This is a genomic window from Spiroplasma melliferum KC3 (assembly GCF_000236085.2).
Taxonomy (GTDB): domain Bacteria; phylum Bacillota_I; class Bacilli_A; order Mycoplasmatales; family Mycoplasmataceae; genus Spiroplasma; species Spiroplasma melliferum.
This window is the reverse complement of the sequence record NZ_AGBZ02000001.1, coordinates 579,159-602,567: the sequence shown is the minus strand read 5'-3', so window position 1 is coordinate 602,567 and position 23,409 is coordinate 579,159. Positions and strand designations below refer to the sequence as shown.

24 protein-coding genes and 1 pseudogene are annotated in these 23,409 nt (G+C 26.1%); 18 read left to right on the top strand and 7 right to left on the bottom strand.

Features of this window, described 5'->3' with window-relative positions; genetic code table 4:
* Positions 1-21: 21 nt before the first annotated feature.
* On the bottom strand, positions 22-363 hold the full coding sequence (locus SPM_RS02920) for a lipoprotein (RefSeq protein WP_004028155.1): 342 nt from the start codon (positions 361-363) through the stop codon (positions 22-24).
* A 126-nt stretch (positions 364-489) separates the two neighbouring features.
* Here SPM_RS02920 and SPM_RS02915 point away from each other — a divergent pair, with 126 nt between their 5' ends.
* Complete coding sequence (locus tag SPM_RS02915; RefSeq protein WP_004028154.1) at positions 490-1,581, top strand: Mbov_0401 family ICE element transposase-like protein; 1,092 nt, start codon at positions 490-492, stop codon at positions 1,579-1,581.
* A gap of 278 nt (positions 1,582-1,859) precedes the next feature.
* On the opposite strand, the gene SPM_RS02910 is transcribed toward SPM_RS02915, so the two are convergent.
* Together SPM_RS02910 and SPM_RS02905 are read right to left on the bottom strand one after the other, a co-directional pair.
* The gene (locus SPM_RS02910; RefSeq protein WP_004028153.1) at positions 1,860-2,177 is read right to left on the bottom strand and encodes a hypothetical protein; all 318 of its coding nucleotides are present in this window, start codon (positions 2,175-2,177) and stop codon (positions 1,860-1,862) included.
* Between the two features lie 224 nt (positions 2,178-2,401).
* A complete protein-coding gene (locus SPM_RS02905; RefSeq protein ID WP_004028152.1) occupies positions 2,402-2,635 on the bottom strand; it encodes a hypothetical protein in 234 nt (77 codons plus the stop codon).
* Positions 2,636-2,875: 240 nt separating this feature from the next.
* On the opposite strand from SPM_RS02905, the gene SPM_RS02900 reads away from it, so the two are divergent.
* The 16 genes and pseudogenes from SPM_RS02900 to SPM_RS06805 all read left to right on the top strand — a co-directional run bounded on the left by SPM_RS02900 (position 2,876) and on the right by SPM_RS06805 (position 19,069).
* The gene (locus SPM_RS02900) at positions 2,876-3,622 is read left to right on the top strand and encodes a hypothetical protein (protein WP_004028151.1); all 747 of its coding nucleotides are present in this window, start codon (positions 2,876-2,878) and stop codon (positions 3,620-3,622) included.
* Positions 3,623-3,942: 320 nt separating this feature from the next.
* Positions 3,943-5,199, top strand: coding sequence for a histidine--tRNA ligase (gene hisS / locus SPM_RS02895; protein ID WP_004028150.1), 1,257 nt, complete (start codon positions 3,943-3,945; stop codon positions 5,197-5,199).
* On the top strand, positions 5,199-6,932 hold the full coding sequence (gene aspS / locus SPM_RS02890) for an aspartate--tRNA ligase (protein WP_004028149.1): 1,734 nt from the start codon (positions 5,199-5,201) through the stop codon (positions 6,930-6,932). Before hisS ends, aspS begins: the two co-directional genes overlap by 1 nt.
* A 229-nt stretch (positions 6,933-7,161) precedes the next feature.
* Positions 7,162-7,728 (top strand): hypothetical protein, encoded by a 567-nt coding sequence (locus SPM_RS02885; RefSeq protein ID WP_239643289.1) that lies wholly within the window; start codon positions 7,162-7,164, stop codon positions 7,726-7,728.
* A gap of 164 nt (positions 7,729-7,892) precedes the next feature.
* Positions 7,893-8,264: a GIY-YIG nuclease family protein gene (locus tag SPM_RS02880; protein WP_004028147.1), complete on the top strand. Its 372-nt coding sequence runs from the start codon at positions 7,893-7,895 to the stop codon at positions 8,262-8,264.
* A 494-nt stretch (positions 8,265-8,758) separates the two neighbouring features.
* The gene (locus SPM_RS06980; RefSeq protein ID WP_137165081.1) at positions 8,759-8,854 is read left to right on the top strand and encodes an HNH endonuclease; all 96 of its coding nucleotides are present in this window, start codon (positions 8,759-8,761) and stop codon (positions 8,852-8,854) included.
* Between the two features lie 101 nt (positions 8,855-8,955).
* Positions 8,956-9,171 carry a YneF family protein gene (locus tag SPM_RS02875; RefSeq protein WP_004028146.1) on the top strand — a complete coding sequence of 72 codons (216 nt, stop codon included), beginning with the start codon at positions 8,956-8,958 and terminating at the stop codon, positions 9,169-9,171.
* Positions 9,172-9,462: 291 nt separating this feature from the next.
* The gene (locus SPM_RS02870) at positions 9,463-11,334 is read left to right on the top strand and encodes a PTS sugar transporter subunit IIC (protein WP_004028145.1); all 1,872 of its coding nucleotides are present in this window, start codon (positions 9,463-9,465) and stop codon (positions 11,332-11,334) included.
* Complete coding sequence (locus SPM_RS02865) at positions 11,327-11,995, top strand: ribulose-phosphate 3-epimerase (protein ID WP_004028144.1); 669 nt, start codon at positions 11,327-11,329, stop codon at positions 11,993-11,995. Before SPM_RS02870 ends, SPM_RS02865 begins: the two co-directional genes overlap by 8 nt.
* 521 nt (positions 11,996-12,516) lie before the next feature.
* A complete protein-coding gene (locus SPM_RS02855; protein WP_004028142.1) occupies positions 12,517-13,302 on the top strand; it encodes a TSUP family transporter in 786 nt (261 codons plus the stop codon).
* Positions 13,302-13,562 (top strand): hypothetical protein, encoded by a 261-nt coding sequence (locus tag SPM_RS06310; RefSeq protein WP_004028141.1) that lies wholly within the window; start codon positions 13,302-13,304, stop codon positions 13,560-13,562. The genes SPM_RS02855 and SPM_RS06310 overlap by 1 nt, the downstream gene beginning before the upstream one ends.
* Positions 13,563-13,691: 129 nt before the next feature.
* Positions 13,692-15,320 carry a hypothetical protein gene (locus SPM_RS02850; protein ID WP_004028140.1) on the top strand — a complete coding sequence of 543 codons (1,629 nt, stop codon included), beginning with the start codon at positions 13,692-13,694 and terminating at the stop codon, positions 15,318-15,320.
* 513 nt (positions 15,321-15,833) lie between these two features.
* Positions 15,834-16,871, top strand: coding sequence for a hypothetical protein (locus SPM_RS02845; RefSeq protein WP_004028139.1), 1,038 nt, complete (start codon positions 15,834-15,836; stop codon positions 16,869-16,871).
* 132 nt (positions 16,872-17,003) lie between these two features.
* Positions 17,004-17,792, top strand: coding sequence for a hypothetical protein (locus SPM_RS02840; RefSeq protein WP_004028138.1), 789 nt, complete (start codon positions 17,004-17,006; stop codon positions 17,790-17,792).
* Between the two features lie 20 nt (positions 17,793-17,812).
* Positions 17,813-18,259 (top strand): annotated as a pseudogene (locus tag SPM_RS06810) (DNA polymerase Y family protein); the annotation flags it as partial.
* A 15-nt stretch (positions 18,260-18,274) separates the two neighbouring features.
* A complete protein-coding gene (locus SPM_RS06805) occupies positions 18,275-19,069 on the top strand; it encodes a DinB/UmuC family translesion DNA polymerase (RefSeq protein WP_334198936.1) in 795 nt (264 codons plus the stop codon).
* A gap of 6 nt (positions 19,070-19,075) precedes the next feature.
* Here SPM_RS06805 and SPM_RS02830 read toward each other — a convergent pair whose 3' ends face one another.
* Complete coding sequence (locus SPM_RS02830; protein WP_004028135.1) at positions 19,076-19,855, bottom strand: hypothetical protein; 780 nt, start codon at positions 19,853-19,855, stop codon at positions 19,076-19,078.
* Between the two features lie 160 nt (positions 19,856-20,015).
* Here SPM_RS02830 and SPM_RS02825 point away from each other — a divergent pair, with 160 nt between their 5' ends.
* A complete protein-coding gene (locus SPM_RS02825; RefSeq protein WP_004028134.1) occupies positions 20,016-21,311 on the top strand; it encodes a cryptochrome/photolyase family protein in 1,296 nt (431 codons plus the stop codon).
* Between the two features lie 359 nt (positions 21,312-21,670).
* Here SPM_RS02825 and SPM_RS02820 read toward each other — a convergent pair whose 3' ends face one another.
* From SPM_RS02820 to SPM_RS02810, 3 genes are read right to left on the bottom strand one after another with little or no spacing between them, the layout of a single operon-like run.
* A complete protein-coding gene (locus SPM_RS02820; protein ID WP_004028133.1) occupies positions 21,671-22,192 on the bottom strand; it encodes a hypothetical protein in 522 nt (173 codons plus the stop codon).
* Between the two features lie 7 nt (positions 22,193-22,199).
* Positions 22,200-22,811, bottom strand: a complete 612-nt coding sequence (locus SPM_RS02815; RefSeq protein ID WP_004028132.1) for a hypothetical protein — start codon at positions 22,809-22,811, stop codon at positions 22,200-22,202.
* Positions 22,801-23,403 carry a hypothetical protein gene (locus SPM_RS02810; protein WP_004028951.1) on the bottom strand — a complete coding sequence of 201 codons (603 nt, stop codon included), beginning with the start codon at positions 23,401-23,403 and terminating at the stop codon, positions 22,801-22,803. Before SPM_RS02810 ends, SPM_RS02815 begins: the two co-directional genes overlap by 11 nt.
* Positions 23,404-23,409: the final 6 nt, after the last annotated feature.

Genomic DNA, 23,409 nt, shown 5'->3' with positions numbered 1-23,409 from the left:
GAACTATTTTTAAGTTCCTTTTTAATCTTTTCAATCTGTAATTTTACCTGTTTTAGGGTTAATTGTTGGAATTTGTGTTTCAGTAGGTTCAGCACTACCATTTCAAAAATAAACTTTATCATAATAATATGAATAAAATTCTTTATTACCATTTCATTTTATAATATTTCATTTATTATCTTTTTTAAAGATACCTATATATCATTTTTTAGTATTTCCTTCTCCCAAAATACTTGATACTAATTTTCAATTATTATTTTCTGGTGGTTTTTCTGCTAATTTATCATCATAACAAGAAATTAAGTTTGTTGTACTTGTTGCTGTTAATCCGATTGCCCCTAAAATACTTAGTAATTTTTTCATATATTTATTCCTTTCTGTTAATTGTTATAATTAGCTTAATTATACTATACATTTTTTAATGTAGATGTAAATTTATGAAATATATTAACTAATAATTTTAATTTAATAAAGAAAGGAAATAATAAAATGTTTAATTTTAATAAATTTAGTGTAAATATTTATGAAAATGCTTTAAATCAGTTAAAAGAAAAGATAGAAGGAACTGATGATATAATTTTTATAAAACGAGATAAAACAAAATATTTTGTAAAAGAAATAAAAACTAGAAAAATTAAAACAGAATTTGGAATATTAATTTATAAGAGAAGAATTTATAAATATCTTTATAGGGGTAAGTGAAAATATGTTCCTCTTGTTGACAAACAATTTGGAGTTAAAAAATGGCAAAGAATAATTAATGATTTAAAACTAAAAATAACTGCTGAAATAGTAAAAAATAAAAGATATAGTGATATATTGGATATGTTTAATTGCAAATTACATTGTTCATCTGTTTCGCGTATTTTACGAAAAGCATTAATAAAAAGAAAAGATAAAAAAATAGATTTAAAAAATTGTAAAAATTTATATATTAATTTAGATGATGCACATGTAACTTTAAAAAATAAAAATAATAAATCTTATTTGCAAACTGTTAGAATAATTTCATTTAATACTGGAAAAGAAAATAATAAATCTTTAAATAAAAAATATTGTTATTTTTTTCTTAACAAGAAAACTCGCGGTGCAGAATTTAATGCTTTCTTTATTAAAAAACAAATTCAAAAATTTTTTAAAAATTATGAAAAAATTAAATTAATTATTGGTGGAGATAGTGCTAAATGAATTAAAAAAAGTGCTAAAATTTTAGATGGTATGTTTATATCTGATAGATTTCATGTAATAAGAGAATTAAAAAATAATATATATTGTGGTAATCGTAGTAAAGAATCATTTAAAAATTATTTACACGCAAAAAAAATATTTTTACAAGGAAAATATGATGAACTTATAACTTTTTTAAAATCATTACAGAATGAAAAAATTAAATTAAGATATTTTATTAATTTAAAAAATGGTATTTTAAATCAAAATAAAGAGTGAAATATTGGTGTATCTGCTGAAAGCGATGTTTCAAGAGTTGTAAAATCTTGTTTAGGATATGGAAATAAAACATTTTCATTTTCAACATTTAAAAATATTTTGGATTTAAAAATTATGAAATTTAATTTTAGTTAATTTAAAATAATTTAGTTTTAGTTTTGAAACTATTTTTTAGTGTGCTAAAATATAAAATTATTTTTTGTATTTTTATTTTTTTGTGTTATTATGTTTTTATAAAAGAAAAAAAGTTTCTTGTTTTTAAATAAATTAAATAATACCCGTTTATTTGCAACACTCCCAAAAATAGGAATGCTATCTATGTTGTTATGCTATCGTTTAAAAATTAAAAAAAATCTAGATATAATCTAGATTATTAAGGCAACTTTATAGTAAACAATGGATAATTTTTTAAATTATCTATCGTATGATTGTTCTTCAGTTTTTTCTTGTGTTTTTTCATGTAATTCATTCATAACATCCATAAAGTTTCTGAAAACTTCTTGATTAATTTCTGGAGATTGTGCTTTAACTTGGTTATGAATTTGGGCTTGTTTTTTTGTCATTGCTTGGCGTTTTGCTATTTCTTTTCCGCCATCTTTAAGCAATTTATCTGTAAATTCAGCTGCATCTTTTTTATTAAAACCAAGTTTTTTTAAAAATGAATTAACTCCTTTTTTAATTGATTTATAAGTTTTTTTCAAACTTTCTTTCATTTCTAATGTAAAACCCATATCAAAATTTTCTTTCCTATTATTTAATTAGATTAATTAAAGTCATTTATTTTAAAAATAGTATTGATATTTTTAAAATCATTTACAATACTCACTCTATCATAATTATTTTGAATTAGCAATATTTTTAAGTTAATAATAAAAAATATGCTTATTTTTAACAATTTAATGTAAGAAAAGGGAAAATTTAAATTTTCCCTTTTCTTACATACTATTTTTCTTAATTATTTATTATATTCATATTCTAAATTTTTTAATTCAGAATTAGATTCTTCATTAGGAATTGGGTTTTGCTCATTTCAATAAAAAACAGCATATCCTTTTTGAAAAATACCTCAAACCTTTCGGGTTGAATCAATTGTTACAATACGAAAATCTTCGGGTTGAACTTGATTAAGAAAATCATTAATATCATCTAAAGTATTTAATCTAATATATTTGTATGTTTTATTTTGCATTTTTTCCTCTTTCTATTTAGTTAAACTCTAATACTTTAATACTAACATATATATTAATAGATTTATTTAAAACAATATAAAACTGAGATAAGGGAAGTTTTATATTGATTTTCATAAGGATTATTTCATCCCATCGGAGCAAAACTGAGCTGGTGATAAACTAGTTTTCTCCCTAGTTTTGTGATATAATTAAATAGAAAATGTGTCAATGAGATAGGCCATCTAGGAGAAAAAAACCATATGAAAAAAGATATGATTATTTTATCAGTTGAAGATTTCTTAGCATTAGAACCTGATGAAAATATTCGTGAAGTACGACATGATGCAGAATATCAGTTTGATTATGAAAGTTGAAAAACAATTCTTTACTCGTCAGGAAAATTAAAATTTATTCTTCGTTATGTTCAAGCAATCTTTCAGTGAATGAAAGAAGTAACTGATTTAACTGGCTTAACAATTAGTATTAGTGCCATTATTGTTGATAAGTTTAATTTCTCATTATTTAAAAATCAACAACATTTATTTAATTGTAGTTTATCAACTAATTTTTATTTAATTCCTGAAACAGAATGAGCAGAAAAAATTACCGAAGCACATGCTTCAAATTATGATTTAGTTAAAAATCAATTAATGTATGATCCATTAGAAATGGAACATTGAAAAGGTGAAGAAGGATTTGGCAAATTTATTAATATGCTATTAATGATTATTCGTAATGCGGAAAAACTTGATCCATTAATATTACCAATTCAATGAATGATTGAATTTAAAGATAAAAAATTAACGATGTCACGAATTAGAATGCAAATTCAAGCGTTACAAAATCGAACACCACCGGATAAAGAATTTATCATTGATTCGCGGAAAAAAAATAATAATGTTGAAGATGAAATTGAATTAGAAAAACGACCATCATTAGAACCAGTTAATAAGAATGAAAATGATGATATTGCAGCATGAAATAAATATTATAAAGAAGATGTTTAATATTTTATTAATGGTAAAAAGGGTTAAGGAGGAACTTAACCCTTTTTGTATTATTTAATTTAATTTGGTAATTTATTTTACTTTTCTTAAAAAATAGGTATAATTTTAATTGAAAGAGATTATTGTTGACAATAATTTAACAGAGAAATAGTGGCTGGTGGAAACTATTGGAATTTTAAAGCGTGATGACAACATGAAGATAAAATTTAATAAATTTTGATAAGTAAGCGCATTAACTAAAAGATAATGAAATAGGATGGCACCGCGATTTTTCGTTCCTAAGCAATCTTTTAGTTTTTTATTTAGAAGGGAAGTTAGTTATGAATATACAAAAACCACGAGGAACTGAAGATATTTATTATGAAAAAGCAAGTGAATTAAGTGCCCTAGAATTAATGTTGCGTAGTCTTGCGATGCAATATAACTATCATGAAATTAGAACGCCAATTTTTGAAGCAAAGGATTTATTTGTCCGTTCAGTAGGAGCAGAAACCGATATTGTTAGCAAAGAAATGTTTGAATTATTAGATAAAAAAGAACGAGCATTTGTTTTACGCCCAGAAGGAACAGCACCTGTTATTCGCAGCATTATTGAAGATAAACTATATGGGAAATATGAATTACCGTTAAAGTTGTTTTACCTTGGGAATATGTTTCGTTATGAACGACCTCAACATGGTCGTTTACGTCAGTTTAATCAGTTTGGAGTTGAAGTGGTCGGAGCTAAGAATTATTTATTAGATGTTGAAGTAATTTTACTTGGGTATAATTTATTAAAAACTCTTGGATTAACAAACTTAACATTAAAACTAAATTATTTAATGGTTGGTGAAGCACGCACAAAGTATCTTGGCGTGTTAACAGCTTTCTTCCAAGACCAAACATTATGTGCTGATTGTAAAATTCGGGTACAAAAAAATCCATTACGAGTATTAGATTGTAAAATTGATCATGATAAATTTGGTAATGCTCCAAAAATTTATGATTATTTAACCCCAACAGAAAATGAAGAATTTGTGGCAATTCAAAAGTTGCTAACTAAATTAGGAATTCCTTTTACCTTAGATGCCCAATTAGTACGTGGATTAGATTATTACACTGGCATTGTTTTTGAAATTGTGATTGAGGATCAAGACCGAGAATTAACCTTATTAGGGGGAGGACGTTATGATCAATTAGTTCATACCTTTGAACCAAGTTTAGATTATCCAGCGGTAGGATTTGCCTTAGGGTTAGAACGATTGTTATTAACTTTAGCTACGAATGATATTGTACTAGCTGATGAGCCTTATCTTGATGCTTATTTAATTTGTTTATCCGATCATGCTCGCCATTTTGCTGCTTCGTTGTTGTTATTACTACGAGCAAGTGGTTTTCGTGCTGATTGTGATTATTTAACACGGAGTGTTAAAGCCCAATTTAAATCATTAGAACGATTAAAAGCGAAAAATGCTATTATTATTGGTGATGAAGAATTGAAAAAAAATGTTGTGAAAATTAAAAACCAACAAACGGGAAAAGAACAAGAAGTTAAGTTTGAAAAGATTATTGCAGTTTTAAGTAAGGAGAAGAAATAATGAAGAGAACACATCCTTGTGGGGAATTAACATTAAAAAATGTTAAGGCAAAAGTTGTTTTAAGTGGTTGAGTAGCAAAAAATCGTCGATTAGGGGGGATTATTTTCTTAGATTTACGAGATCGAACAGGAATTATCCAAATTGTCGTGCAACCAGATCATCCCCAATATGCGATGATTAATACAATTCGGAATGAATTTGTAATTAGTGTTGAAGGGGTTGTAATTGAACGAAAAAATAAGAATTTAGAATTACCAACCGGGGAAATTGAAATTGCCGCTGAACAAATCACAATTTTATCAAAAGCCCAAACGCCACCATTAATTATTAATGATATAACGGATGCCTTAGAAGATGTTCGGATGAAATATCGTTATTTAGATTTACGTCGTCCGATAATGCAACAAAAAATTATGTTACGAAATCAAGTAGTACAAACAATTCGCCAATTTTGTCAAGTTCATCAATTTATTGATATTGAAACACCAATTTTAAACAAATCAACGCCAGAAGGTGCCCGTGATTTTTTAGTTCCATCGCGTTTAAATCCTCATCATTTTTATGCTTTACCACAATCCCCACAATTATTTAAACAGTTATTAATGTTAGCCGGATTTGATAAATATTTTCAAATTGCAAAGTGTTTTCGTGATGAAGACTTACGTAGTGATCGTCAACCAGAATTTACACAATTAGATTTAGAAATGAGTTTTGTTACTCGAGATGATATTATGGATTTTGTTGAAACACTATTTCACACAATTATGCAAGATGTGATGAAGGTTAAAATTAAAACGCCATTTCTTCGGATGGATTATGATGAAGCAATTGAAAAATATGGCACTGATAAACCTGATACGCGTTATGATTTACAGTTATTTGATGCAAAAGATATTTTTGCTAAAACTGAATTTAGTATCTTTGCAACAGCGTTAAAAAAAGAGTTAAGTTTAAAAGGAATTTTTATTCCACAATTAGTAAGTAAAAAACAAGTTGAAGAATTAACGCGGATTGCCCAACAAAACAAAGCCAAAGGGTTGGCATGAGTTAAACACGAAAAGAATAATTGAGAAGGACCACTTGCTAAAGCACTTAGTGATAATGAAAAAACAAAATTATTACAAGTATGTAATAAACAGGCAGGAACATTCTTTTTTGTTAGTGATGAAAAAGCAATTACTTGTCAAGCTTTAGGAGCAGTACGTGTAGCATTAGCTAAAATGTTTGATTTAATCCCATCGAATGAATATCACTTCTTATGAATTGTTAATTGACCATTATATGAATGATCAGATGAGAATAAACGTTATGAAGCAGCTCATCATCCGTTTACTGCACCAACTAGTGAATTTATTGATAATTTTGAACAGAACATGGCAACTGCGCGGGCTGATGCTTATGATTTAGTTTTAAATGGTTATGAAATTGGGGGCGGGAGCATTCGTATTCATCAAAACGAGGTTCAAACACGAATGTTTAAATCGTTACAATTATCAAACCAAGAAATTGCGAATAAATTTGGTTGATTTTTAAATGCTTTTAATTATGGTGTCCCACCCCATGGGGGAATTGCTTTTGGTCTTGATCGATTAGCGATGATTTTAACGAATAGTGAGTCAATTCGTGATGTGATTGCTTTTCCGAAGAATGCAACAGGAATTGACCCAATGACAGCTTCACCAAGTCCAGTTGATGGTAAACAATTGGATGAATTAGGGATTAAGTTAAAATAATAAATATATAAAAGTAACTAGCAATAATGCTTTTTATGAAATATTAAAACTATAGCAAAGGTAATATTCTTTATTACCTTTTTTATTTTGAGTGAAGAGATTTATTTTGTTTTTGATTATGTATATTTTTATGTATAATTAAACTAAGAAAATAACTAGAAAAAGATATTAAATTATTGATTTAAGAAAAGGAAATAAATAATTAATAATTATGAGTGGATGAAGAACATTGATTAGGCAAATACAAGCAAATAATCAAAGATGAAGAAGAATAGAAAAACAGAAGTATCTTTTAAACAACAGCAATGAATTTGAAGAAAAAATTGAAGTTTATATTGATAATTTATTATTTAATAAAGAAACTAATTTTTTACAATTTAAAACAATTAAAAAAACAACTAAACCAAAAATAACACAATATGTTACAAGAAATTATGTTAGAACACCAATTTATGGTGATGTTTCTGTTAGAACAGCAGTTATTAAAAATTTTAATAAAATAATTAATCCACTTAAATTTGTTTCTCAAGATATTTTAGAGTTAAATTTAGAAAAAGAATTTATTTTAAAAATAATTGATGAAATTGGAATAATACCTAAATGAAGAGAAAAAGAAATAAAATTAGAAATTATTACGAATGAAATAGCACAAAATAATGATAAATTAAGAAATTATGAATTAGAAAAAAAGCAATATAATTTTAAAAAAATTGATTATCCAGAAAAACCAAGTAATTTTTGATTAAGGTTACTTTTGCTCCAATTACATTATTTTTTAGTTTTTGAGGTTTTTTAAGTAAAAATAATGCACAATTAAATATTATGACTAATAAAAAACATCAAGAATATAATTTTAATCATAAAAGAAATTGATTTATATAACGATCATTTGCAAAGAAAAATATTAATAGAGATAATGAAAAAATAAATATAAAAAATAATTTATTATATGAAAAATATTTGAAAGTTAAAAATGAAGAAATTAATTTAGTAGAAGTTATTAAAGATGATTGAATTAATTTACGACAAGCTTCTAATTTTACATATGATAATTTAGAAAATAAAAAAGGTGTATACATTATTTGAAATAAAACTAAAAATATTTATTATGTTGGCCAATCAAAAAATATGAAAAAACGATTAAACAATCATTTTAAAAATGGTGATGTTAATAATATTATTTTTGCAAAAGACTGATATAATGACGATGAATTTTATTATAAGTATTATTTTTGTGATACAAAAGATGAATTAGATTTATTAGAAAAAAAATATATTGAATTATATAATTCATTTGAAAATGGATATAATAAAACTGGAGGAAATAAATAATGAATAAGAATTTAAAGAAATAATATAATTTTTCTAAATGTTAAAAAAGTATACACAATTAATTTAGTATTAATTTTTACATTAAATAATAAACAATTTGGTAATATTATTAGTGAAATTCATAAAACAGGTTGAAAAAATATTTCAAGATATTGTAAATAATTTGTTTAAAGAAATAATAGAAAATAGGTGATAATAAAGTGAAAAAATATTTTCTTATAGCATCATTTATAACAATGATTTCATTTTCATCAATATCATTTACTCAATGTTCATGTTCAGGTCATACTACACAGTGCAAAGATGGAACTTGGTCAAATTCTTCAGGAAAAGGAACTTGTTCAGGTCATGGTGGAATCAAACGAAACAAAGTAAAAAAAATAATTAAAGGAAAAATATATTACTAAAAAATATATTAATTTTTAAAAAAGTAAACTTATATGAGTTTATTTTATTTTTATATTGATAAAATAACAAAATAACAATATGCACAAATAGATATTACAATTAAATCACAAGATGGAACAAATTCAAATGATAATATCATTGCTATCCATACTAAATGTAATAGAAGAAAAGCAGATTCTTAAAAACCAGGAAAATAAGACTTATTTTAAAAAATATGTTAAAATATTATAGGAATTATGCTAATAATTATTTATTACATATTGAAAAAAGGAGGACAACAAGAATGCCTTGATGAGCAGGACTTATTATTGGGATTGGTTGTTTAGTTATTGGTGGGGTTTTAGGATTTTTAATTACCAAAAAAATTGTGCAAAAACAATTACGTGATAATCCCCCAATTACTGAAAAACAAATTCGGGCAATGTATATGCAAATGGGACGTAAACCATCAGAAGCAGATATTAAAAAGGTTATGAATTCAATGAAACGTGCAAAATAAGGTTGTATTTAATATCTTTTGCCAATAATGAAACACATGTTAGATTATTAATCTAACATGTGTTTTTGTTTTATCAAATTATTACCATTACGAATACTTTTGCATAAATTTGCAAAAAATTTACAATTCCACCCGTTATTACCAAAAGAAAGAAAACAAATTGCAAAGAAGAAAGAAAAAAATAAAATCAGAATAGACATATGTTACATATGTTATGTTGATTTAAGGTGTTAGAAGAAGCCTTCGTTATCTTAATACTACAAAGATGATAATTAGTAAGGAGGGATAAAAATGTCGATTTTTTTATCTTTAACAACTGGGGATTATGTTCTAAATTTTTTTAAAGAATTTATTGGCACACCAGCAATCTTGATTGGTTTATTTGCCCTTGTTGGTTGTTTATTACAACGCAAGAAATTTACCGAAACAATTTCCGCAACGATTAAAACAACCATTGGGTTTTTAATTATTGGTGGGGGAGCTGGGATTTTAGCTGGTGCTGTTGGTAAATTAGGAAATGCTTTTAATTTATTATTTGGAATTAATGGCATTATTGCTAATAATGATGTTATTCCAGGATTATTTTTAAATAGTTTACCAAAAATTGTCTTAGCTGGAGCATTAATTATGATTTGTGCGATGTTATTAAATATTGTATTAGCGTGCATTACATCTTATAAATATATTTATTTAACTGGCCATGTTTTATTTTACTTATCAGTAATGTTTGCTAGTGTTTTAAATTTAGCGGGCTTAAATTTAGCGGAAGATTTACCAATTATTGTTATCACTGGTGCATTATTGGTATCGCTATGAATGATTATTTCTCCTGCGTTGTTAAATAAATATGTCATTAAAATTACGAAATCCGATACCTTAGCAGTTGGTCATACCGGCTCATTATCATACCTCTTTTCTGCTTGAATCGGAATTTTAATTACAAAAATAAGTCGTAAACCACTTAAATCAACAGAAGAAATTAAATTTCCAAAAGGACTAAGTTTCTTACGCAATAATAATATTGCAATTGCAATAACAATGTTTTTCTTATACTTAATTATTTACTTTACCGCTTGGGGTGTTAACGGTTATGATGCTTTAGTTAATGCTAACATTCTGAATACTGGCCAAGATGTCTTTGTTCAAGGATTATTACAATCATTTACATTTGCTGCTGGAGTTGAAGTGCTCCTAATCGGGGTACGAATGTTTATTGCCGAAATTGTTCCTTCCTTTAAAGGGATTTCTCAAAAGCTAGTGCCAAATGCAAAAGCAGCATTAGATTGTCCAACAATGTTTCCTTATGCTCAAAATGCCGTTTTAATTGGTTTTATTGCTTCATTTCTGGGCGGGATTATTGGGATGGCGATTACAATTATTATTGTTCATCAAATTGGCTGGCAAGATCATAGTTTTATTGGTTGAGCAATTGTGATTCCAAGTATTGTTCCGCATTTCTTTGTCGGAGCAACCGCTGGAGTTTTTGGAAATGCGTATGGTGGGATTTGAGGAGCAATTTTTGGTCCATTCCTAAATGGAATTTTAATGACTTTTATTCCATTCTTATTTTTTGGGTTAAAATATATGCACACATTAACAAATACTAATGGGAGTTTAAACGGTTTAACATGAGGGGATAGTGATTTTCTCTTAGGTTTACCAATTGCTGGATTAGGACAGTTAGTTGGACGGAAAGTTAGTTTATGATTGTTGCCAGTTCTTGCTATTACACTATGACTAATATTACCACTTCTTAATTTAATAACTTTTTTTGCGAAGAAAAAACATTACCAATCAAAACCACTTCCAATTAAAACAAATCTGACTTTACCATCCAATCAACCTATAACAGTTCCAAATTTGTCTCTTAAAACCTATGATCGTAAAAAACTTGTTGCTGTTTGCGGACAAGGATTAGGTTCATCATTACTAATTGAAATGAATATTAAAAAGCTTGTGCAAGAATTAAACTTACCACACTTAGAAGTAAGCCATACTAATGTTAATGCCTTTGATGCTACTGACCAACAAATTTTAGCAGTTATTTGTGGAACGGATTTAGCAGATTCCATTCCATATCAAGACAAAATTATGTTAGATAATTTATTAGACGAAACAGAGTTAAAAGAAAAACTAGTACGATTTTTACAAGAGTATGAATAAAACAGTTTTGTTGACCCCGTCAATTTATTGTGGTGATACTGCTAATTTAAGTGATGAAGTAAGAAAATTACAAGCAGTTGGTATTAATTGAATTCATTTTGATGTGATGGATGGTCATTTTGTTTCAAATTATGGGTTGGGACCAAAAGAACTAAATGATTTAAAAAACCATTATCCAAATTTAACCATTGATGTTCACATTATGGCCATGAATATTATGAATCTTCTCCCATTATTTATAAAAGCGGATTATTTAACTTTTCATTGAAATAGTATTAAAAATAGGGGAGAAGGGGAGAACATAATTCTTGCAATAAAACAATATCACTTTAAGGTTGGCATTGCTTTGGACCTTGATAATGATATTAATGAAATTGCTCCTCTCTTAGCATCAATTAATTTAGTAACTTTAATGGCTATTAAACCAGGCTTTACTGGCCAACAATTTGAGCCACTTGTTTGAAAGAAAATTAAAACAATCAGTGTTTGAAAGCAACAATTTCCGCATCTTTTATTTCAAATTGATGGTGGAGTTAGATGAAATAATATTCAACAATTAATAACAAGCGAGTTAGATTTGATTGTTGTTGGATCATTGTTATTTCAAGAACAAGATTATCAAAAAGTGATTGATAACATTAACAAAACAAAGAAATACTAATTTTATAACAATTAACAAAAAATAATATTAATTTTAACATTAATATTATTTTTTTGATTTTTATGTTATGATAAAGATATAAGGATGCATACTTATACGTTGAAATTACTTTGAAAAAACAATAATGGGTAAAAAATTTGATATTAAACATAAATTAAAACATAACAGTCACTTATCTAATTATGAAATATTAAATAATTGTATTATAAATTATTAGTTTAGCATAGGAAGCAAGTTATTAACGATTAACAACGCATAGGAACGGTTTAGAATATTTAATTACTATAAAAATCAAAAATAATAATATAAAAATATGAAAGGCAACATTCATACTTTAAAAGAAATAGGACAAAGAAGGTCATCTTTCTTTGTCTTTTTATTAATTTGGGAATTTAATTGTAAAGCAAAAAATTGCTTTAATTTATTTATAAAAAGTTTACTTAATGTAAACTTTTTAATTGTTTTTAAAATAAATTTGTTAAAATATAAACAATTAATTAAAGGAGCACACTTAGTTATTTATGAAAAAAATATTTTTTTGAAGTTTTATTAGTATTCCAATTGCGATGATAATTTTATTATTATCCTTATATTTTACCAATCTTTGAAAACCAACAGTAGTTGCAATTATAGTTAGTAGTATTTTATTAATTATTGTTGGGATTTTTGCGTACTTTTATTTCCGTAATAGTTATCTTAATTTTGAAAAAGATAATTCTGGGGAATTTCAATATAATATTAAACAAAAGTTTTGAAAATTAGGGCTTATTGGGTTTATTGCTGATTTTTGTGATACGATTGGGATTGGTTCATTTGCAATTAGTATTGTTCTTTTAAAGTTAACAAAACAAGTTAAAAATGATAAACAATTATTAGGAACCTTAAATGTTGGTCATGCAATTCCAACTTGTTTACAAGCTATTATTTTTATTTCGTTAGTGAAAGTGGAATGATTAACGTTAGTATTATTAATTACAGCAGCCGCAATAGGAGCTTATATTGGTGCGTTAATTGCTAATAAAATTAAATTAGGTTGAGCACAAATCTTATTGGGAGTTGCCCTAATTATTATTTCAATTATTATTTTGTTAGGGCAAAAGGAAGTTAGTGTGATGCCAAGAGCTGGAACAAGTGATTCATTAGAAGTATGATGAAAATATCTTTTAGGAGCAATTATCTTTTTTGGGTTAGGGATTTTACAATCATTAGGAATCGGGATTTATGCCCCAGCAATGGCGGTAACTTATTTAATGGGATTAAGTTCGCTTTGTGCTTTTCCAATTATGATGGGGTCAGCAGTTTTTTAATGCCAGTTGGTGCCTTTCGCTTTATTAAAGATCAAAATTATGATATTAAAATTGCTACTAGTTTTACCTTAGGAGGTAGTTTTGGAGTTATTGTTTCTTATCTAATAGTTTTTGTTGGCATTCAAAATGGATTAGGGTTAGATAAAGCTAATTTTATTAATGTTTTAAATTGAATTATTATTGTAGTAATTTGATATACTGCCGGGATGATGTTTTACAATTATTATCAACAACATAAAAAAAGCATCCATCATTCGTAAAAGGATTGTTACAAAACATGTTGCTAATTACAACAAAATATTATATAAAGTAACTACTGTACATGATTTTAAGATATTAATAATATTTTTAAAATAAATTACTTTAATTCAAATTAAAGGAATGTTTTAATGAAAAAACTATTAAGTTTATTAGGTATTGGATTATTAACAACAACTGGCACAACAAGTGTTCTTGCTTGTCAAAAGCAACGAACTGATTATTCTGACAGTAAAGATGATGATAAAAACAATGGTAAAGACGACAATAAAGATAAAGAAAATCAGGACCTTGAAACTTTTAATAACATTATTAGAATGGCAAAGACTGGTTTTCAAGACCTATTATTTAAGGAAGTAGTATTAGGGAATACTAGTGACTTGTTAAAAGGATATGAATGAGTTAGTAAGAAGGAACCACGGATAACGTTACAAGGTAATAATTCTGAACATCAAGCTTTAATTAATTATTTTTTAGCAATGTTTCGTGATGTTTATAATATTGTTAATCAACAAATTATTAATGAATATCCAAATTATTATTTAAATTCTGATCCATTAAGTTTTAATGATGATGATTATGTTATTAGTCTTAATTTTATTGATTTAAAACAAATGAATGAAAGTTTAGACTTAAAGATTGAAGGAATTGAAAAGGTTAAAGCTGTTCGCATTGATTTTAATATTAAATATGATGTTAAATTTAAATCATTAATTTCAACACAAGAATGCCAAACAAACTTCAATATGACAAATAATGTTGAAATATTTAGTAAATTATATGATGGTAGTTTTATTTACTTTCAAAATAATTTATTACAATGATTATCAAGTATTAAAACTGTTAAATTAAATGAAGGTTATTTTAAATCCTTATATGATGACTTTTATCTTGATTTTGGGATGGATGATTCGAATTTAGATTCCAAGTATAAAATGACATTAAAAGAGTTTATTAAAAGTAATCAACAATTAGCAAAACTTGATATTTCATATAATGAAGAAAGCTCATTTACATGAATAAAAAATTCTCTTATTGAACATCATCGTCCATCGGATAAAGGCCTTGATTTTGACTATTTATCAAGAAATCGGTTAAAACATTGAGGCGGTAATGAACCTTCTACAGCTAAAGCGGAATCTTTTGTAAAGCAATATAAACAATTAGTTCCAAAATTAGATCAAATAACAAATAACATGTTAAATTTAGCAACACTTGCTTTAAAATTAGATTATATTAATATTTATGGAATGACATTAAAAGGATATATGAAAGATTCACAAAATGTTATCTTTGAATCAAATGTTAGGTTATCAGCCGATGCTCTTAATACAAAGTTAAGTAATTTTGGGAATTTAATTATTACTTTTTTAAAATTTTATAATATCACTTATGATGGGATCCGTTTTAACTTTCAAGTTAATGCCATTGATTTTGATCAAATTGTTAAAAATGGATTAGAAAATAAAACAATTTTAAAAACATTATTTAAAATTTTTAAATCATCAAATGTGGGACAAAATTTGGTTGATATTAATTTATTTAATTTTACGCAGGCAAATGGCTATCCTGGTGGGGCCAATTTTGGTTTTAATGGTTCAAATCATCTTATTTTTTCTACTCCTGATCCAGGTGGATTTGATGCAACATTTTATTTTGGAAGATCACCATCAATATTTTACTATACACCATTTCAAAAGTTTTTTGGAACAAATAATGAAGTAATACCTGAAGATCAATATGGGGTTCAAAAAGTATAAAGTATATTAAAAGGATTGAGTCCTATTGAATATGGAATAACTCAATCCTAACTAAGTTTTATTTTTTATGTACACTTTTCTTTACATATTCAAAAAAGAGTTGATTTTTTAATGAAAAGAAAACATTATTTTATTTTGCGGTCTTATAAATTAATAGATTTGTTGCACTTCATTTTACATAATTCCATTTTAAATTATATATTTTATTATTTTTTCTTGTTTTCTTGCAATCTACAAAATGTGTGTGGTATACTACATAAATATTTCACACTCGTATTTCTATTTAATATAGTTGTTAATATGATTTTGATAATTTGATTTAAAATTAATAATTTATATATTTATGTGTAGTATAGCACTAATCAATAATTATTTAAATTAAGCATTTATAAAGTTTTGAATAACAAGCACATACTTTATTCCAACTTATTCCAACCAGAAGCATCCGAACCCTTTTTTTCATCTTAATTTTATAGTATAATAAATAGGTAAAAAAGTATGGGGGCTTTAATAATGGAGAATAATAAAAAAGTAATTGATTACTGAGATGATTATGACCCAAATGATTTTGATCCAGCAAAACGACCAACTTCAATTATGCAAGATAAAACAACATTAAGTGATAATAATCAAAATTATGCTAATAAAATTACTAGGTTAACGAATGATTTTGAAACATATTCATACTATAATGACAAGTTTAATGTTAAACAAAATAATGTTCAAAATGATGTTTTTGACCATAATGATAATTATGATGAATTAGATTATTCTGATTTTCAACCAATCGAAGGGGCAGAAATTGACCAGGCAACAGAATTAACTGATTTAGATGAGTTAAATTTAAATAATAAGAATCGGTTTGTTCCATTTAATGAAAATGATATGGTTGCTCCATCGCTTGATGTTAATAAAATTTATGATCGTTGACAAAAATCAAAAGCTAATTTAATTACGCGTAAATTAGATGTACTGCGGAACCGAGTTCAAGAACCTCGCATTGAAGGACGTCGAAAATATAGTTTTTATGCTCCTAAATCATTAGAAGAATTATTAAATAAACCAGCCCAAGTTGTCTTAGATGCAACTCCTTGTGTTGGGGGTGACGAGGTTTATCCTGACCAAAAATATTTTAATAATCCAGCGTTACTTTCAAAAGTGCAGGGTAAAAATAATGATAATTTATCATTATCTGACAGCAATGATGAAATAGCATTAATTTCAGATGAACCTTTAGACAATGAACCGTTAACAATGAACAACATCTTAAAAAATGCAAAAATAAATCTTGATGCAAGTAAGAAAGAAGCAATCTTTATTAATGATGAAGATGTACTAGATCCCGATAATTTAAATTATGAACAACGTTTACGTTTATTAAAATTAGCAGCTGACCCCAATAATGAAGAACGAAAAAAATTGTTACAAATGAAATTAAATAATGGTAGTTTACGTTCCTTATCCGCAATTGTTAAAGAACGATTACAAAAAGTTCAAACTGGAGAAATTGAATTAGTTGAGGAAACATCCCTTACGAAAGATCATAATTAGAACCATTTACAATTTACAAGGAAAAGAAAAAATATTTTTTAGTACAATAACCTATTAATGTTAACACTTTCAAGTTATAATATGAGAAGTATCAGTTTATTTTATTATTTATAATAGTAGAGGATGATTACGATGATATTAGGAAATAGTGAAATAGCCTTTATTTTAATTGGATTTTTTATTGCGATTAATATTATTATATTAATTTTTTTAATTATGTCTTACCGAAATATTTTAGTCCCAATTCCAAATTTAAATAATGCTCCAAGTCAATCAATGATTTCATTAGAAGTTATTGATCGCTATTTAACGAAAAAGAAAATTACTGGGTTAAAAGTTGTTCGTAAACCAGGCCAAGTGTTAATTACACATTCTTATAAAAAGAAAACATTTTATATTAATGATTTACAATTATTTAATCAGTCCTATTTTTTATCAGGAATGGGATTAGATTATGTTTTAGGACGAACATTTTTTGTCACCCAACTATATTTAAAAAATAAACATGTTCAAACAATGCATTTCTTATTGTATTTAGCTCCACCATTATTACTACTTTTCTTTCTTATTGTTTCATTATTTACAATTATTTTTATTGCCATACTAAAAACTAACCCCGCCTTGTTAGACCATAATAATTTCTTTTATTTTATTAATCGTTATGGAGTCTTAAACTTATTATTAATTTTTATTATTGCAACATATTTAATTTTATTAAGCTTTAATGGCTATTTTAAACAAAATTTAGAAAATTGATATGAAACAGAAATGCGACCATTTGTTAAAAAAGAATTCCCGGAATTATATGATGATTGAATTATTGCCCGTAGTTATTCGCGGAGTATTCAGTTTACATATATTTTTGGTTATAATTTTATTTTTAAAAAGATTTATAAGTATACCGGACCCTTTGGCCTTTAACAGAGTAGGGGAGAGAAAGAATGAAAGTTATTTTTCATATTGATATGAATAGTTTTTTTGCTAGTTGTCATCAAGTTGCTAATCCCCACTTACAAGGAAAACCACTCGTTGTTGCCAATTCATCACGTCGAGCAGTTGTAACAACAGCAAATTATGAAGCACGGCAATTAGGTATTAATAGTCCAATGCCTTTATATAAAGCAAAAGAAATTTGTCATCATCTTGAAGTTGTTAAGTAAGATTTTGGCTTGTATGTTGATTTTGCTCAAAAATTATTTGATTTTATTAGTATGCATTATACGAATAAAATTGAAGTTGCTTCAATTGATGAATGTTATATTGATGTAACTGATATTTATTTAAAATATGGTTCGGCAATGCGATTAGCGCTTGATATGCAACAAAATGTTTTTCAACAAATTGGATTACCAAATAGTATTGGTATTTCATATAATAAATCATTAGCAAAAATTGCTATCGATATGAAAAAACCAATGGGAATTACCTTAATTCGACCAGAAGATGTTGCTCAGCTAGTTCAACCATTACCGGTCAATAAAATATTTGGTATTGGTAAACAAGCAACTCATCGCTTAAATGAAATTGGGATTCATACGATTAAAGATTTAGCAGAGTTTGCTGATATTACAACATTAGAAATCATTTTAGGCAAACAAGCGTATGGTTTTGTTGAACGAGCTAATGGTGGTGGTGAACAACAATTAAGTTTTGAACATAATCAACTAAAACAAATTGGGAATGAAACAACATTTGAATATGACTTAATTGATTATGAAGATATTAAGAATAAAATTTATTTATTAGCAAAACATGTTAGCCAACGAGCAACAAAACGAACAATGGTTGGAAATGTAATTTATGTTACATTTAAAAATGCTAATCGAAAACGTTTTACGAAACAGCAAACAATTAAAAAATATACTAACTTGCTAGATGATATTTATTCAGTGGCAATTATATTATTTGAGCAATTTTGATCGGGTCAACCAATTCGATTAATTGGTGTTGGTTTACGAGGAATTATTAGTAAATATGATTTAAAAGAACAACTTTCATTTGAATCATTAGGAACATTGCAACCAGATACTGTAACAAATAAATTAATTAAGGAAATTAATAAAAAATACTGCCAAGATGTGTTATTAACTGGCCAAAAATTAGAAGAAATAAAATACTTATTACATAGTCAAACAAAATATATTCAATCAGATCAGCGGATTTTAGATGAAACAAAATTAAAAGAAAAGGGGAAGTAAATAGTATTATTCTCCCCTTTTCTTTTTATTATTTTTTTCTTTTGCGATTGCTTTAACAACAGCTTTTTCAATTAAAGCTTCAATTTCTGTCGCAGTTAAGATAATCGTTGGCTCAAGTGGTTTATTTTTTTCCTTAGTAGTAACTTTATTAGTAACGTTTTGTTTTCTTGTTTGTGTTGAATTAGGTTTACTATTGGTTGACTTTTTTTGTTTTAATGCGTTTAAAGCGGTTTTTTTTACCTGGTTGGTTTGCATTTCAACATTTAATTGATCTAAGTCATTATTATCAAAATTAATAATTGTTTCATGTGGTTCTGCTTCAGATGGATTTTTAATGCGTTCAATGCCACGATTAACTTGATAAGCATGATCAATTATTTCTTGTAATCCAGGATCTTTTTTGCTAACACGAGTAGGGGAAGAAGATAAATTATTATTATCTTCTTCCCCTACTCCTTGGTGGCCAGTAACTGCAGCACGTAAGCGTGCCATTTTTGCTTTAATATCATTTTCATCAACACCAATAGTCTTTTCATCTTCATTTTCAATTCCTAATTTGTGTTTAATGTTTTCATTGTTTTTTTTAGCATTTGTTAATATATATTGAATTGTTCCCTTTTCAACTACTGCCGGTTTAACAGGTGCGCTACTAGTCGTAGTTGGATTTAGCATTCGACTCATTTTTGCTTTAATTTTATTTTCAGTTGCTCTTGAAATAGCTTTATTACTATTTTCTGGACACTCATGAATTTTTAAATGAATTGGACAAAATGTTGGTACTCCCATTGTAACTCCCCGCTTCTTTTTAATATCCTTGTATAATTATAACTTAAATTGGCATAAATGTGTATTAGAATAAATTTAATCCTTTTTTATGTAATAAAATAATATTATTATGAATTTATAGTATAATGATAAAAAATAAATTAGAAAGTGGCTGTAACTAATGAACATTTTTATTTTTCATCGTGATTTTAGAATTGAAGATAATCTTGGTCTTGCGCAGTTGGCTAATGAGGAAAACAAAATTTATTTATTATTTATTTTTACAAAAGAGCAAATAAAAGCGAATAATTATTTTTCACCCCGTAGTTTTCAAGCAATGGTCCATTGTTTAAAACAGTTAACTAAAAAAGTTCATGTTAATTTTTTAAAAAGTGAAAATGAACAAGCTGGAATTAAATTTTTGTTAGAACAGGGTTATAAAATTAATAAGATATATACTAACCGCGATTATACCCCATTTGCTCTTAACCGGAGTAAAGCAATGCGCCAATTATCAAAAGAATATAATTTTATTTATCGTGAATTTGATGATTATGTATTACTAGAACCGTGAACAATAAAAACTACTCAAAATGGATATTACACTGTTTTTACACCATTTTGAAATAAATTAAAAGGACATTTTAACGATAATCATATTATTACTTATAAGGTTAACCCCTTTTTGCCCCAACATTTAAAAGATCTTGAGATTTTACAAGACATTACAAATGTTAAATCTAGTGATTTTAATTTACCATTAGAATTTGAAAAAGTTAAAACAGCAATGTTTCAGTTAAATCAAAACTATCAACAAACTCGTGATTTGGTTGATTTAGAAAATGGGACAGCAAAAATTAGTACTGCTTTAAAATTTGGTGTTGTTTCAATTCGCCAATGTTACCTTTGAAGTATTGAAAAATTTGGTACTTTTGATAACGCTTTTGCACGACAATTGGCATGACGAGATTTTTATTATCAAGTAACTTATAATGCTCAATTACATCAACAATGATGTTTTAGTGAAAATTGAAATAAAAAAATAACAATTAACTGAACAAATAATCTAGAATGATTTCAAAAATGACAAAATGGTGAAACTGGGTATGATTTTATTGATGCCGGAATGAAAGAATTAAAAGAAACAGGTTTATTGCATAATCGAGCAAGAATGGTTTGTGCTTCTTTTTTAGTTAAAAATTTACAAATTAATTGACATAAAGGTGAACAATATTTTGCTCAACAGTTAATTGATTATGATCCTATTATAAATCAATGTTCATGACAATGAGTAGCAGGGACGGGGTTTGATGCCCAACCATTTTTTCGAATTTTTAATCCTGAGTTACAACAAAAAAAATATGACCCAACATCAAGTTATTGTAATAAATTTTTAAAAAGCCGCCCCACAATTAATAAAATTGTTGATTATAAAATATCAGTTAAAAAAGCGTTAGATATTTATAAAGGTGAGTAATATGACAAAAAATATAATTCTTTTGTAAAATGTTAATAATACTAATATTTTAATTTTGGAAAAATATTTTATTTTATTAAAAAATAAAAAAATATTGTATTATTTTAATATTAATAGTATACTATGGGTAAGGAAAAGTATTTTTCCTAAATCTCTAAAGTAAACAGAATAATTATATAAAGGATTTATAATTACACTACTATCTCTCCCCTTTAGGTTATCTCTTATCTTTTCTTTTTATTATAAGTTACCATAAAAAAATAATTTACATAAATCCTTATTTCGCCAACATAATTATTTTTGTTACCCAAACAGAAAAAGAGCAATCAACTGGTTTTTCCCAACACGTTGATTGTTTTTTAATTTGTTAATTTAATTTGCTCTAAAAATTGAAATGTTTTTTTCCCAACAATAACTTTTTTTTCAATTTCACCATCAACTTTGTAAATAACTTTATTAAACAAACCATTGATATCAATGCCAATTACTTGTGATAGCATAATTTCTTCATCTAGAAAGAAAATAGTTTCATCATTTACTTTAATTCATAAACTATTATTAACTAATGTTTGAATAATTAAATAACTTAAAATTAAGCCATAATTACAAATTGCAATAATTACAAATAAATAAGCAAAAGTATTTGGGATACTTGATAAAGTCATTAATAAAATATAATCAATAATAATGAAAATATTAAGTGGAGTTAAAAACAGATAGATGGTAATAAAGATAAAAATTAGCATTGCTTTTCATTTATATTCTTTATTTGCTTTATTATTTTCTTTTTGCTTTTGATAATGAATAAAAAATAAAGTATGAAAAGTATATAAAGCTAACATTAGAATTAGTGAAAAAACTAAAATAATGTGCATTTTCATTGTTAAATTATCCTCCCCTATTTTGCTGTCATGTTTTAAAAATTGTCATTGATATTTTAACATCATTTGTAATAAAGCGATAAATTTTTTCAGTAGTACTAATAAAAAAACCGATTTGATAAAAACCATTAAGGTTAAAAACACTTGGTAAAACAAAATTAATATCTTTTAATCAAATGAGAAGATTTTCATCTTTGATTTGAAAAACTAAGCGGTAATTTGTAACATAAATGATCCCATTAATTGTTTCCTTACTATTACTAGTAGTAAGATTTAAATAACCAGTCAAGTATTCAACATAATATTGTTCTTTCATTTGTTGAGTTAAATAGTAAACATTTTGTTTAAGTTCTTTTTGCTTTGTTATTTCATAACCACTAATTGGTGCTTGATAATAACAAATTTCATTTTTTGGTAATTCATATTTTATTTGAATTGCCACCAAGGTAGCATTTAAAAATTGTTGATGATTATCAATCATTGTTTGAAGTTCGTTCTTTTTTTGTTTGAAATCTTTTATTTTTTGTTGCTGGAATAAAGCTAAAATAGCAACAATAATTATTGCACCACCTAAAATAGTACTAAATAAAATAATTCCAATTAAATAACTATGATTCATGTTTTCACACCTTATAAATTAGATATGGCGTTTCTAAGCCTTTTACAATGATTATAAAACGTTTTTGTTCCGTATATAAATAAAAGCCTTGGCATAGAATATTATTAATCCGAAAAATACTTAATTCAAGATTATTAATTTCCCTTAATGGTCAGATCGTAGTAATTTCTTCATTTATAATTAAAATTCTTCGATTTGTAATAAACATATGACCATTTTGAAATGGAATTTGATACATTTCTTTAATTCTTTTGCCTTCACCATAACCAACACTAATCCCATTTTCAAATGGGATTGTATATTTAGAATGAGTTTGACTGCTTTTTAATTTATTCTGAAGGTAAATAGTAACAGGAATATTACTAAATACTTTTTCACCTGGTTCTAATTTGAATTTAACGTTAATTTCTTGCAAAGTTAATTTTGATAAATTATTATTAATATATTCTTGATTTTCAACTTCTAGTTGTTTGTAAATTTGGAAAAAAAGTTGTTGTTTTTTTTGATAAAATCATCCTAAAAAACCAACAAAAATAAATAATAAACTAAGAAAAAATCCAATTATAATTCACCCTAAGATTGTCATTTTCATCAACTT